This is a genomic window from Pseudomonas sp. (assembly GCF_050739655.1).
Classification (GTDB): domain Bacteria; phylum Pseudomonadota; class Gammaproteobacteria; order Pseudomonadales; family Pseudomonadaceae; genus Aquipseudomonas.
Map to the genome: position 1 here is coordinate 15,633 of NZ_JBOIBY010000371.1, position 12,558 is coordinate 28,190.

Genomic DNA, 12,558 nt, shown 5'->3' on the forward strand with positions numbered 1-12,558 from the left:
GGCTGATTGGCCTGGATGCCGCAGGTCGTAACATGATTTTTCGCCGTAACACTCGCTGTGTTACGGCGGAAATTTCATGTTACGGCCCCCGCAATAGGTCCGGAATCATGGCGGTGGGGACCGCGACGAGAATGCGGCTCGACAGGAAGGCTAGAGCGCTCTCGACGCGCCCAGACACGCCGGCTGCTCCATCAACCACCTGCGCGCAGCTGCCTCGGTATCAGTGGAGTCGCTTATGGAGACGTCAGGCTGCAGCTTCCCGCCATCACCCTTGAAGTTCCGGTCCACCGCCACCGAGCCGGTAAGCAGGAGCATGCTGCCGTCCGTGAGTCGAACAGGATTGTTGGCCGTGGAGAGGCCTGCGGTGGGCTGCCCGAAGCTGCGCGTAGCGGGTCTGCCTCGAAACGCCAACGCCATCATTTCGCCGGAGCTAGCGGTCTTCGAGCCGAAAAGCACCGCCACGGCGGGGGCAGGGTGGCGTAGCACATAAGGTGGTGATGCAAGCTCAATCCGCATACGCTCGTCCACCATGACGCGTCCGGACTGGAGGCTCCAGACCTGGTGCGTCTTCCCCAGGTTGAACGCGCCGATGACTTCCTTGTCGCTGGGATGCGTCGATAGCAACGGCGCCACCCCGAGGATCATGGGCCACATGTTGCCGCCTTGGTTCGCCCGAAGATCCACAATCCAGCCGCAGCGATCACGCTGATCCTCAGTGCGTAGCTGCGTCTGCAACTGCTGGGCGAAGCTGACCTGCTGTTGATACCGAACGGGAGGCGCAGCCGTGGAATCCTCTTTGAAAGTCGGTATCGAGATCCAGCCGATCGGATCGGTGTTGCCGTTGCGGGCAGCGGCTGGGCCGGCACTGCCGGCTGCCTTGGCAGGTCGTCGAAGCTGGGAGGCCTGGGCTGTTCGCTGCATGCCTGACGTGCTGGCCATCGTTGATGCACGGATCCAGCGGCCGTGGTTGCCTGTGCTGCGGGCGATGACGTCGTCCAGGAGCTTGTCGGCTTCGGTTGGTTCGTTGGCGTGACGAATCTGCTGGCGTGTGGACGGCCAGTCGATCTGGTCCCGGTAGAGGGCGCCTTGTTCAAGGAGCTGCAGGATCTTTTCGCGTACGTCTGGGGTTTCAGATGCGCCAGTGGAAGGGGCCGCTGCTGCGAGGGTGCATGCTGCTGTTAGTGCGAGGGTGCTGGCCAGTGCTGCTAGTCCTTTAGCTTTTGACACGTGTTGCTCTCCGTTGTTGATGAAGGTTTTGTGCCTTCGATTTTGGTCATGCCTCAATCGCACCTTGAGCTGCTCCGTGCAGTCGACTGGGATGCGACCCTACCAGTCAGCGGCCCTACCTGGTTTCACGAAACGCTCGTTGAGGGCGCCCTCTTGGGGCGCCCTGGGATGGCGGGTGGCGAAGGCGCTGGGTTATGCCTTCGATCTTATCGCTAGGTGCTCAGGCATTCACATCCACCACCAACCGCCCACGCACCTTGCCTTCCAGGAACGCCGGGAACACTTCCAGCACGTCCTTCAGGCCAATCACTTCGACGGTGCTCGCCAGCTTGCCCAGATCCAGATCGGTCGCAAGCCGCTTCCACGCTTCAATGCGCACGCTGCGCGGCGCCTGCACGGAATCGATACCTGCCAGCGTTACGTTGCGCAGGATGAAAGGCAGTACAGAGGTGGTGAGGTCATCGCCCTGTGCCAGCCCGGCGGCGGACACCACGCCACGATACTTCGTCTGTGCCAGTGCATTGGCCAGCGTGTGGCTGCCGGCCACATCCACCACGCCCGCCCAACGCTCGGCGTCGAGCCCGCGGGTGCGGGGCGCGGCCAGGGTGGTGCGATCGATGAGTTCGGCGGCGCCCAGGTCCTTCAGGTACTGCGCGTGCTCCGGGCGCCCGGTGGACGCCACCACGCGGTAGCCCAGCTTGGAGAGGATCGCCACGGCGATGGAGCCCACGCCGCCGTTGGCGCCGGTGACCAGGATGTCGCCGTGCTCGGGCTTCACGCCGCCATGTTCGAGCGCCAGCACGCACAGCATGGCGGTATAGCCGGCTGTGCCGATGGCCATGGCGTCTTTGCTGCTGATGCTGTCGGGCAGCTTCACCAGCCACTCGCCGGGAACGCGCGCGCGCTGGGCCAGGCCGCCGTGGTGGGTCTGGCTGAGGCCGTAGCCGTTGAGCACCACGCGGTCGCCGTTGCGGAACTCGGCATGGCTTGATTCCACTACGGTGCCGGCCAGGTCGATGCCCGGAATCATCGGGAAGCTGCGGATGATCGGCGAGCGGTTGGTCATCGCCAGCGAGTCTTTGTAGTTCAGGGTGGAGTAGTCCACCTGCACCAGTACATCGCCGTCGTGCAGATCGGCGTCGTCAAAGCTCACGAGCTTGGTGGAGACCTGGCCGTCTTCTTTTGTGGCCAGCAGGGCATTGAATTTCATGGCGTTGATCACCTCGGGGGACATGAGCTGCATGCTATGGTCGTGCCGTGGTTGCCACAAGAACTATGCTTTTTCACAGGTACTATGGTTTTCAGGAGTATCCCGTAATGGCACGGCGCGTATATGGCAAAACCGGTTGCAGTGTGGAGGCTACGCTCTCGGTCATGGGCGGCACGTGGAAGCCGGTGATCCTGTTCTACCTGGTGTCCGGCACCAAGCGTTTCATGGAGCTGACCCGGCTGATCCCCAACGCCACGCAATCGATGTTGACCAGCCAGCTCCGCGAGCTGGAGGCCGACGGCGTGGTGGTGCGGCACGTGTATCCCGAGGTGCCGCCGAAGGTGGAGTACCGGCTTTCGGAACTGGGCCAGACGCTGGTGCCGGTGTTGCTGGCAATGCGCGATTGGGGGAGTGCTTACAAGAGGAAGAACCGGGAGCAGACAGGTGAGCTCTGAGAAGCGCATGCAGCTGCGGCCGGATGCCGCAGCGTGCTTAGGACTTTTCCTATACGTCACTCGTGCAGGTTCCGCCACACTACGCACGCGCTACGATCGCCCGTATCAGGAAGAGACGTGACCATGACACTGAAGGCCTATAGATCAATTGTGTTGTGTGCTGCGAGCGTGATCGCGATAGCGGCGTTGTCAGGGTGCAGTCGCGGAGAAGAGACCGCGCAACCCAACGTGGTGGTTAACAAGGAGAACGCTGAGATGCGGACTGTAGCTCCTCTTATTCGACCGATTGCGTTGGACAAGGCGGGCGAGGTGATAAACCTCGAGTTTGAAGTCCCGCCGCCCGGGCCAAATGCGGTGCCCTACCTCATGCTGGGTTTGCGACTGACCAGGCCGGACGCAGCCTCTGGAACTGCGCTTTCCATGAGATTGGTCGAAGCAAAAATGGCGGCCAACGTACGACTGCTCCGCGTCGAAGAAGGCGCCGTCACAATGGTGCCTCTCATGAGGAATACGCCAGACCTGCGTGATCGAGTCACAGTTCCTGTAGACGGCAGCGTGCCAGGTCTAACCACGACCAGCGTTGATACATCGTTACTAGAAGATGCCGGACTTCTCGACGCCACTCTGTTCTATGACGTCCTTCAATTCGCATCTGCAGAGAACATCCAGCCGGGGCATTACCGATTGAGCATGGAACTTTCGGCGGATCACCCAGAGTTCCAGGGCGACAACGCTGAGTTGCTTGTTGCTTACTTCAAAAAGGCGAAATGATTCATGGGCAAGGACGCACCCTATACCGTCACCGTTTACGTAGCTGCCCCCGGCACACCGCTAGCCCGAGGTGGTACATCGGCCGCAGGCCATATGTACTTGTCGGTCGAGCATGGGATCTTCTCGTAGAGCCTCGGGTTCGCGCCCATCAAACATGGCGCTACGAGCGGGCCGGGAGCTGTAACGGGCTTGGACGAGGCAGACTACATAAAGCCATTCTATGCACGGAAGATGGAGATCACGAAGGATCAGTTCGATCGCATCATTGAATTTGGCAAAGACCCTACCAAGCATGGTTTCAACATGCAATACGGTGGCTTCAACAACAGCTGCATCGACTTCACTTGGGGTGCGCTGAACCATGCCGGCCTGCACCGTCAGTCCAAGTCGGGTCAGGACAAACACTACGAGGGTGCCGTCAGGCCGCTGGAAAACAAGCGAGAAGTTGAAAGCATTCCTGCCCCAGTCCGGGGCAGCAAGGTGGATGCCGAAATCCACAACGACATGCCGAAGCAAACAATCTTTCAGAAGTGGATCTCTGAAAACGGTCCTTGCGAGGGTGTGGAGGGTGATCCGATGATGGCTCAGATTCGCGGCAAGGTCGCCGAACTGGACGCCGCCAACGGGCGCAGGTACGACCCCACCAGCGAAAACGTCAGCGCCAGCCTGTTCGTGCTGGCCAAGGAAAACGGCCTGTCGCGCGTCGACCACGTGATGCTCAGCGAGCGCACCGCGCAATCGCCCGCGGCCGAGAACATCTTCGTGGTGCAGGGCGAGCGCGGTGACCCCGGGCATCTGCGCGCGGCGATGGCAACCGCCCAGGCCGCGCAGACGCCGGTTGAGGTGTCGATGGAACGCGGTGAGCAGCTGACGAACAACAGCCAGCTGGCGCAGCAGCAGAACGACCAGGTGCAATCGCAGGAGCGTGAGACAACCGCCCGCCGAATGGGCTGAACGTTCGCCTGTGTGTCATTGAGAAGTCAGAAAGGTTGCACCCGCCGGGCTGTGCACGCGATGTCATTGCGGCCGCGATTTTCTTCACGGGTGGTGTGTGGCAGGTTGTCTAAGGTCAACGCTTCATTCGCACCGAAGGACATCCCATGACGGCATCGCGCGTTCGATTGCATGTTGAAGACACCGGCGGTACTGGCCGCCCTGTCGTGCTGATCCACGGCTGGCCGTTGTCCGCCGAATCCTGGAAGGCGCAGGTGCCTGTGCTGAAGGACGCGGGCTATCGGGTGGTGGCCTACGACCGCCGCGGCTTCGGCCGCTCGGAGAAGCCTGCAGACGGCTACGAGTACGACACGCTGGCCGATGACTTGGCGGGGGTGCTGGAAGACCTGGATCTGCGCGATGCCACGCTGGTGGGCTTCTCGATGGGCGGCGGCGAAGTGGCACGTTACATCGCGCGGCATGGTGAGCAGCGTCTGCGCAGCGTAGTGTTCGCCGCTGCCGTGCCGCCGTACCTGCTCAAGACCGCTGACAACCCCGAAGGGCCGCTGACCGAAGAGAAGGCGGAGCAGATGCGGTTGGGCCTGCAGAACCATCGCGATACGTTCTTTGATGGGTTTACCAAGGATTTCTTCAGCGCGAAGGGTGAGCTGAAGGTCAGCGAGAAGCAGCGTCAGGAGGCGATTGCGCTGTGTGAGCAGTCTGATCAGACGGCCGCTCTTGGCTGCATGAAGGCCTTCGGTACCACCGACTTCCGCGAGGATCTGAAGAAGGTGACGGTGCCTACGTTGGTGCTGCACGGTGACAGTGACGGCACGGTGCCGTTTGAGGGCTCCGGGAAGCGCACGCATGCCGCCATTGCGGGCAGCGAGGTGGTGGTGCTGGAGGATGCGCCGCATGGGTGCAATGCCAGCCACCCTGAGCAGTTCAATGCGGCGTTGGTGGCGTTTCTGGCAAAGTAGGTCACGTTCAGCCACGCATGGCGTGGCTCTACGGCCACGGGGGCGTGGCGTCACGGCCGGGGATTGCGTGATTTCGCGGCCATGTATCGCGTGATGTCACGGGCATGTATCGCGTGGCGTCATTTCCACCTGGGCGCGTGGCGCCACGCAATTGGAACGATGGGAACTTGCATGCGTAAGACGGTTACACCGCCTTGGAAGAAGCCCAATCCCAAGAAGGCCGGGAAGGGGCAGCCGTTGTCGCAGGTGCAGAAGGATGCGGCGCGGCAGCGTGCCAAGGAAAACGGCCGGGCTTACCCCAACCTGGTGGATAACATGTGGGCGGCAAAACTGCCACGCGGCGACTGAGCCTCACGGCGATGCGGTGACTACTTCACCGCATCGCCTCTGGTGCGCCTCAATACTGGATCAGCGCAGGGCGTCCTTGGCGGCGCTCAGCGCCTGGTCCGCGCGCAGGAAGACGGCGGTGGTGGCTTCGGCCGTATGGGTCGAGGCCGTGCCCAACAGCAGCGCCACGCCCAGACTCTGTTGGGTATCGCGTGCCACCTGTTCGAGCTTGGCGAGCGTTTCGCCCGCATCGGCGCTGCCCAGCACCGCAATGAATTCGCCGCTGCCGGTGACACGGTTGATGCTGTCGCCGCGCTCAGGCTGCAGGCACTGCTCCAGCGCCTGGTCCAACTGCTGCAGCTGGCGGTCCAGCCCGCGCTCGCCCAAGCGCTGCGCCGCCGCGGAAAGGTCCTGCAGCTCCAGAATCACCACGGTGTAGGAACCGGCCGCATCGGGTGCCGCAGCGGTCTCTTCGGCGACGCCGTGTTCCAGAATGGCGGCGACCTGCTGCTCGCGTTCGCGGCTGCGGCCTTCCATCAGATTCATGGTGATGCGGGCCAGGGCCTGCAGGGCCTCGCGCTGGGTGGTGTTGAGCTGGCGCGGGTTGAGGTCCACTACGCAGACGCTGCCAACGGCGGCGCCATCTTCGGTGACCAGCGGCATGCCGGCGTAGAAGCGGGCGCCGATGTCCTTCAGGACCGGGTTATCGGCGAAGCGCGCGTCCAGCGTGAGGTCGCCCACTTCCATCAGCTCTTTCGGCTGGCGGATGGCGTGGTCGCACACCGCCACGTTGCGCTCGGTCTGCACGCCCTCCAGCCCGGTGCGGGCCTTGAACCACTGGCGGTCGCGGTCGATCAGGGTCACCAGGCCATCGGGGTGCCGCAGACGGCGGCGGCCACTTTGACGATGTCGTCGTAGGCGGGTTCGGGCAGGCTGCCCACGATATGCAGCGCATCCAGGGCGCGCTGGCGTTCGGTTTCATCGAAGACGGCGGTGGTGCTTGGGGTCATGCAGTTACCTGTCAGGCGTAGGGCATGGCAATAGCCTAGGTCAGCCGCGACGCGTTCAGGTTAAGCCCGGGTGGACGCGCGGTGACCGGTTCACCTGCGCGTGCAGTTCCTGCGTATCAGCGCTTGACGGCCAACACGCCATCCAGCGCCAGCTCGGCTTTGAAGCCAGCCTTCTCCAGCCGTTTGGCCACTTCACGCGGCACGTCGCGGCCGCTGGTGAGCTTGTTGGGGGCACCGGTGTAATGGAACATGCGCCCGCCCGCGCGGATCACCCGTGCCAGCTGGTCGTAGAACACCTGCGAGTAGAGCTCGCCGGCAATGCCGAAGCGCGGCGGGTCGTGCAGGATGGCGTCCACCGAGCTGGTCTCCAGCCCGGTGATGGCCTCCGATACGTCGCCGTGGGTCAGCGACAGACGGCCACCGCTGCTGGCGGCGTCCGGGTCCGGCGACCAGGGGTTGAGGGTGCGCAGCCACAGCACGTCGGGGTTCTTTTCGAACGACAGGATGCGGGTGACGCCTGCCTCCAGACAGCAGGCGGCGAAGTAGCCCAGCCCGCCACAGGTATCCAGCACGGTCTTGCCGGCCGGTGCCACCAGCGCCACCTTGCGGCGCGCGTCCTCGTACGGCGACACCTGCGCGCTGGGCAGCATCTTGATGCCATCGATCTCGAAGGTGGGCGCGTCCCACTCGGTGGGCACCAGCTTGATCAGCGCCGTACCGTAGCGCGACACCGCCAGGAATTCCTCGCCGTCCCAGTAGTACAGGGTGCGGTCCTTGGTCTTGCCCGGGTAGGCATAGGTCTCGCCCTTCCACTGCCAGCTCTCGGCGCCCAGCACGGCGGTGCCGGTGGAGCGGGCGAGGTCGAGCGAGCCGGTCCATTCGGTGGCACCGGCGTCGCGGGCGCGGACCAGGGCTTCGGCAAGGGGGCGGGTAAGCAGGGGGCCGGTGTAGTGGGGCACGGGATCGGGGCGACCAAGCTGCAGGGCAGCCGGCCTGGAAGAAGGGAAGGGGTGGAATCGTACCCGAGATGGGCGGCGGGCTGGTTCAGGGCGGCTCGGTTGGATGGCCAAGTGCCCGTGGCCTGGGCGGCAACAGCGTGTCGCTGAAGCAACCCCAGCCGCCGTAAGTACCGGAGCCACAGATGACAAGGTCTGCCTCGGGCGGGTACATCTGGCTGAAGGCGCAGTAGGTGGCGTGGTACATGCGCGTGGCACGGGATTGGCGTGCGTACTGATAGGTGAACGACCCGTCCTCGTTGGGAATGAGGACCTGCTCCACCGCGGCCTGTCCGCCGTTGAAGTCGTCCCACAGGCCGGTGCGGACGATCACGTGGATACCGTCGTCGGCGTCGCCGGGGCGGTCGTGGTAGCCGGGCGGGAACGGCTCTGGCGTGGCGGTCGTGAGCAGGAACAGCAGCAGGATAGGCATGGGATGCACGCGGCGCGTCGGGATTCATTCCAGTCTGTTCGAGGCCAAAGGTGCAGCGCCGTGCGGTGTGTCCCACCTGTGGGACAAAGGCCGATTGAAAGATGCAGAACTGGGCCGTGCGTCGCGCGCCGGCAGGTCTAGAATGCGGGATGCCTACCTTCTTACATACCGCGTTGCGCTATCTGGGCTGCGTGCCTGCCGTGCTGCTGGTCGCGTGCAGCGGGCCCGCAGGTGCACCGGCCGCGGTGACGATACACAACGTGCGCTCGGTCGAGATCCAGTACCAGCACAGCGGCTGGGAGCGCGCCGATGAGGTGCACCGGCTGCAGCGCGGCGCGGGCCAGCGCGCGTTCACCCGCACTTCGATGGTGGAGGCTGCCGACGGCATCACGACCACGCGCGCCAACGTCCCTGCGCAGCGGGTGGGCGAACTGCTGTGGGCGTTGTCGGCACCGCCGTGGCCGCGCGAGCGCGCCGTGCAGGTGGTGGCACGGCACGTTTCGCCAGTGTGGATGATGGAAAACGCCCTGGTGACCGCGCGCGCCGATGTGCCCGGCTGCACCGCCAAGGAGATCCGCGACCGCATGTATGCCCATCTGAAGGGCGCGGAGCTGCGCTCACAGGTGGACGCGTACTACCAGGGGATGCCCTGGACTGACGACGAACCGGCAATGCGTGTCGTGATCACCTTCAGCAATGGGCCTGACCGGGTGATTTCCTCGCGCGAGCAGACGCTGCACATGTTGCCGTGGACGCTGGGCGAGCAATCGTCGACAGACAGTGCGGCCGCGCCGCAGAGCTGGTCGGTGCCGGTCAGCGATGCGCTGCGCCGGCCGCTGCCATCCGACTCGCAGGCGGCCCAGCGGCTTGCCAACAACGGCGACGTGCACCTGGCCGCGCATATTGGACGCGTGGCCGAGCAGGAATGTGTGGCCGCACTTGGCGCGCCTCGCGCCGCGCGCTGAAGGCAGTCGCCGTCATGCGTTTCCGCGTGTCTGACCTTGGCACGTGTCTGACCCTGCACAGGGCAGCACGCTGACGCGGGCGCAGGTACTGGACTGATCGTTTGCGCCTGCGCAGATTTGCACACTGCGGCCATGGGCACTCACAACACCCCTTGGCAACCCGGCAGCGCGTACTTCTTCAGTGCGCACCTGCGTGACCGTTACAGCCACCTGCTGGTGGAGCATGCACAGGTGCTGCGCCTCGCGTTTCGGGTAGCGCAGCAGACCCGGCCGTTCCGGGTCAACGCCATTGTGATACTGCCCAATCACCTGCACGGCGTGTGGACGCTGCCGGCGGGTGACGAAGAAGGCCATCGGCGCTGGCTGCAGATCCAGGCGGTGTTCGACCGGCAGCTGCCCGGCCACCCGCCGCGTGCGATGGTGCGCCGCGATCGCTGCGCGCGCCCGCTGTGGCACACCGACTTCCGCGAGCACCGGCTGGTGGATGCCGAGGATGTGCAACGCCACATTGCCTACGTGCACGACAACCCGGTCAAGCACGGGCTGGTGCGCGAGGCCTGCGAGTGGCCTTACAGCTCCATCCACCGCCAGTGCGCACAGGGGGAGACGCCATGCTGACGGTCGGGTGGCGTACGGCGCGCGCTGCAGAAAGGATGGCCAGCATGCGCGCGGATGCCTGCGCGCGCGGAAGAGTCAGGGGAGAGGGAGCACGGCTGTTGCTGCGCCGTTGCATCCCGTGGGGGCGCCAGGGTTCGGTGCGAGGGGAATACGCACCGACGAGGAAACCCTGGCGGCAGCTGCACATCCGCGGCTCGCCGCGCGGCTGCGCCGGGGGTGCGGCGCTCAGGGGCAGGCCACCTGGAACACCGGCCCTGCACCGATCAGCACCAACGCCATGTAGTCGCTGTCCTTGTCCTTGCCCTTGAGGGTGGCGCCGGGATTGAAGTGGAAGATGCCGAAGCCCCCCGTGGGGCGTACCAGCGCCTTGTCGATCTGGCCGGCGTCGTCCTTGAAGAAGCGGGCGATGTCGGCGCGCGAAGACAGCTGCAACGGCGTGCTGTCACGCTGCCACTGCTCGTCGCGGTTGAAGGAAACGAAGTACGCGCCCTGTTCCTGTTCGATGCGGAACTCCGCGGGTTTGCGCGGATGGGTGGCGAAGCAGCCGAGCAAGGGGTCTGACGAGAACGTGCTGGGTCCGGCGCCGTTATCGCGGCACGAAGAGAGCAACAGCAGGCTGGGCAACACAAGCAGCAACGGAACGGTACGCATCGGTGGATCCCCCCCAGGGACAGGTCGTAGAGGCATGGTGCACGTACGGGTGCCGAGGGCGTGTGCAGGTGTGGCGTTGGGTGTACGGTTGGACAGACCCACGGAGCAGCCACATGTCCCACACCACGTCCGCACCCCTATCGAACCCGAACCCCGCCTCCCCGCCCGCCGGCCAACGTTTGCCGCTGTTGGGGGCAGCCAGCTGGCTGGTGGCGCCGGTGCTGCTGGCGTTGGCGGTTGCCGCAGCGCAGGCTTCCCCTTCGGTGGGCCGGATGCTGGTAGGCAACGCCGGCATATCGGTCGGTGTGCTGGCGTGTGCGGTGCTCGGGCTGTTGTTGAGCATGGGCGCTAGGGTGCGACGCGAACGCTGGCCGTGGGTGGGCGTCGTCGGCGCAATCATCAGCGCGGCGCCCCTGTTGCTGTTCCTGGCGGGCATGCTGCTCCGCCTCTAAAGCCAGAGCCCGCGCGCGCGCGCGTAGAGCCAGGCCATGCCTGGCTGCGTTTCGCTTGTTGGATATGTGTCTGCGATGTCAGCGACCAAACCATTGCCACGCTTCGCGTGGCAAGCCGGGCAAAGCCCGGCGCTACTGGTTTGCCAACGCTACGCGATGAACTTCCACGGTCACGTGTACCAACTCTTCGTGCACGCTGAGTGCCTCGCGGAAGACATCTGCGGTTACATCCGCCGTGGTCACCACGCTGGCGACCACGGCGTACTTGCCGCGGCCTACCTGCCAGACGTGCAGATCGGCGAGGCTGGCCTGCCAGGGGCCCTGCTCGATCACTTCACGCACTTCGGCCACGACGGGGGCGTCCATCTGCGCGTCGAGCAGGATGCGGCCGGTGTCGCGCAGCAGCCCGATGGCCCAGACCGTGACCAGAACGGCGCCCACCAGACCCATCAGCGGGTCCAGCCATGCGGCGCCCCATACCTTGCCGCCGATCAACGCCACGATGGCGAGCACGGAGGTGGCCGCATCGGCGATGACATGGAGGTACGCCGAACGCAGGTTGAGGTCGTCACCGTGGCCGTGGTGGTGGCCGCGCCCGTGTTCATGATGGCCGTGGTCATGGTTCGCGTGGCCGTGTGCATGCCCATGGTCGTGCCCATGGCTGTGACCGCCCTTGCTGTCGTGCAGCCACCACGCGCAGACAAGGTTGACCACCAGGCCCACCACGGCTATGCCGATGGCCTGGTTGTAGTGGATGTTGCTGGGTGAGAAGAGGCGTTCAGTGGATTGCACGGCCATCAACAGGGCCACACCCAGCAACGCAATGGCGCTGGTGTAGCCACCCAGTATTTCGATCTTCCAGGTGCCGAACGCGAAGCGACCGTCGTGCGCATATCGGCGCGCACAGGCGTAGGCAAAGGCGGCCATGCCCAGTGCAAGGGCGTGCGAACTCATGTGCCAGCCGTCAGCGAGCACGGCCATGGAGTTGAACCACCAGCCGCCGAAGATCTCGACGACCATCATCGCGGCGGTGAGGTACAGGGCCTGGCGGGTGCGGCGCTCGGCCAGCGGGTTGCCATCGTCGAAACGGTGGTTGTGGCGACGGGCGTCTGCGGTGGCGGCAAGGTTCATGGGGGTGATGAGGCCATTGGAATATACCCCCATAGGGTATACGCTTGGCATCTATGGCGCACGTACAACAACAACGCAAGGCTCTTCTGGCCCGGGTTCGGCGTATGGCCGGGCAGGTGTCCGCTCTCGAAACGTCTCTTCAATCGGAGGACGCAGACTGCACGGATGTGCTGATGCAGGCGTCGGCGGTGCGCGGTGCAGCGCACGCGTTGCTGATGGCACTGCTGGATGACCATTTGCAGGCGCACGTGGTGTCGCCGGAAGACCCGGCCGAGCGGGCTGCCGAAGCGCAGGTGCTGGTGAAGCTGCTGCGCGCGTACGGCCGGTAGAGCCACGCCCTGCGTGGCTACCCAACCGCCGACGGGAAATCCCCGTAGCGCCGGGCTCTGCCCGGCCGGCC

General features: G+C 64.8%; 17 protein-coding genes. 9 read left to right on the forward strand and 8 right to left on the reverse strand.

Annotation, left to right across the window (positions count from 1 at the left end; translation table 11 throughout):
- Positions 1-150: 150 nt before the first annotated feature.
- Positions 151-1,227 carry a S41 family peptidase gene (locus tag ACRESJ_RS17780; RefSeq protein WP_431600303.1) on the reverse strand — a complete coding sequence of 359 codons (1,077 nt, stop codon included), beginning with the start codon at positions 1,225-1,227 and terminating at the stop codon, positions 151-153.
- A 220-nt stretch (positions 1,228-1,447) separates the two neighbouring features.
- Positions 1,448-2,437: an MDR family oxidoreductase gene (locus ACRESJ_RS17785; protein WP_431600322.1), complete on the reverse strand. Its 990-nt coding sequence runs from the start codon at positions 2,435-2,437 to the stop codon at positions 1,448-1,450.
- Positions 2,438-2,544: 107 nt separating this feature from the next.
- Between ACRESJ_RS17785 and ACRESJ_RS17790 the strand changes: the two genes are divergently transcribed.
- From ACRESJ_RS17790 to ACRESJ_RS17810, 5 genes are all read left to right on the forward strand, one after another.
- On the forward strand, positions 2,545-2,892 hold the full coding sequence (locus tag ACRESJ_RS17790) for a winged helix-turn-helix transcriptional regulator (RefSeq protein ID WP_431600302.1): 348 nt from the start codon (positions 2,545-2,547) through the stop codon (positions 2,890-2,892).
- A 117-nt stretch (positions 2,893-3,009) separates the two neighbouring features.
- Positions 3,010-3,663: a hypothetical protein gene (locus tag ACRESJ_RS17795; RefSeq protein ID WP_431600301.1), complete on the forward strand. Its 654-nt coding sequence runs from the start codon at positions 3,010-3,012 to the stop codon at positions 3,661-3,663.
- Positions 3,664-3,852: 189 nt separating this feature from the next.
- Entirely contained in the window at positions 3,853-4,617 is a 765-nt protein-coding gene (locus tag ACRESJ_RS17800; protein ID WP_431759061.1) for an XVIPCD domain-containing protein, read from the forward strand.
- Between the two features lie 146 nt (positions 4,618-4,763).
- Entirely contained in the window at positions 4,764-5,576 is an 813-nt protein-coding gene (locus tag ACRESJ_RS17805; RefSeq protein ID WP_431600299.1) for an alpha/beta fold hydrolase, read from the forward strand.
- Between the two features lie 171 nt (positions 5,577-5,747).
- Complete coding sequence (locus ACRESJ_RS17810; RefSeq protein ID WP_431600298.1) at positions 5,748-5,924, forward strand: hypothetical protein; 177 nt, start codon at positions 5,748-5,750, stop codon at positions 5,922-5,924.
- A gap of 60 nt (positions 5,925-5,984) precedes the next feature.
- On the opposite strand, the gene ACRESJ_RS17815 is transcribed toward ACRESJ_RS17810, so the two are convergent.
- The 4 genes from ACRESJ_RS17815 to ACRESJ_RS17830 all read right to left on the reverse strand — a co-directional run bounded on the left by ACRESJ_RS17815 (position 5,985) and on the right by ACRESJ_RS17830 (position 8,341).
- On the reverse strand, positions 5,985-6,767 hold the full coding sequence (locus tag ACRESJ_RS17815; RefSeq protein WP_431759062.1) for a GAF domain-containing protein: 783 nt from the start codon (positions 6,765-6,767) through the stop codon (positions 5,985-5,987).
- Positions 6,764-6,913, reverse strand: coding sequence for a hypothetical protein (locus ACRESJ_RS17820; protein WP_431759063.1), 150 nt, complete (start codon positions 6,911-6,913; stop codon positions 6,764-6,766). Before ACRESJ_RS17820 ends, ACRESJ_RS17815 begins: the two co-directional genes overlap by 4 nt.
- A 116-nt stretch (positions 6,914-7,029) precedes the next feature.
- The gene (locus tag ACRESJ_RS17825; protein ID WP_431600297.1) at positions 7,030-7,872 is read right to left on the reverse strand and encodes a class I SAM-dependent methyltransferase; all 843 of its coding nucleotides are present in this window, start codon (positions 7,870-7,872) and stop codon (positions 7,030-7,032) included.
- Between the two features lie 85 nt (positions 7,873-7,957).
- Entirely contained in the window at positions 7,958-8,341 is a 384-nt protein-coding gene (locus ACRESJ_RS17830; RefSeq protein ID WP_431759064.1) for a hypothetical protein, read from the reverse strand.
- Between the two features lie 149 nt (positions 8,342-8,490).
- Here ACRESJ_RS17830 and ACRESJ_RS17835 point away from each other — a divergent pair, with 149 nt between their 5' ends.
- Together ACRESJ_RS17835 and ACRESJ_RS17840 are read left to right on the forward strand one after the other, a co-directional pair.
- Positions 8,491-9,306 carry a hypothetical protein gene (locus tag ACRESJ_RS17835; protein WP_431601227.1) on the forward strand — a complete coding sequence of 272 codons (816 nt, stop codon included), beginning with the start codon at positions 8,491-8,493 and terminating at the stop codon, positions 9,304-9,306.
- A 132-nt stretch (positions 9,307-9,438) separates the two neighbouring features.
- Entirely contained in the window at positions 9,439-9,924 is a 486-nt protein-coding gene (locus tag ACRESJ_RS17840; protein WP_431601228.1) for an REP-associated tyrosine transposase, read from the forward strand.
- 225 nt (positions 9,925-10,149) lie between these two features.
- Here the strand turns inward: ACRESJ_RS17840 and ACRESJ_RS17845 are convergent, their stop codons facing one another.
- On the reverse strand, positions 10,150-10,575 hold the full coding sequence (locus ACRESJ_RS17845; RefSeq protein ID WP_421569039.1) for a hypothetical protein: 426 nt from the start codon (positions 10,573-10,575) through the stop codon (positions 10,150-10,152).
- An 80-nt stretch (positions 10,576-10,655) separates the two neighbouring features.
- Between ACRESJ_RS17845 and ACRESJ_RS17850 the strand changes: the two genes are divergently transcribed.
- Positions 10,656-11,027, forward strand: a complete 372-nt coding sequence (locus ACRESJ_RS17850; protein ID WP_431759065.1) for a hypothetical protein — start codon at positions 10,656-10,658, stop codon at positions 11,025-11,027.
- A gap of 132 nt (positions 11,028-11,159) precedes the next feature.
- Here ACRESJ_RS17850 and dmeF read toward each other — a convergent pair whose 3' ends face one another.
- Positions 11,160-12,191: a CDF family Co(II)/Ni(II) efflux transporter DmeF gene (gene dmeF / locus ACRESJ_RS17855; protein WP_431759066.1), complete on the reverse strand. Its 1,032-nt coding sequence runs from the start codon at positions 12,189-12,191 to the stop codon at positions 11,160-11,162.
- 20 nt (positions 12,192-12,211) lie between these two features.
- Here dmeF and ACRESJ_RS17860 point away from each other — a divergent pair, with 20 nt between their 5' ends.
- Entirely contained in the window at positions 12,212-12,487 is a 276-nt protein-coding gene (locus tag ACRESJ_RS17860) for a metal-sensing transcriptional repressor (RefSeq protein ID WP_431601231.1), read from the forward strand.
- The last annotated feature ends 71 nt before the right edge of the window (positions 12,488-12,558 follow it).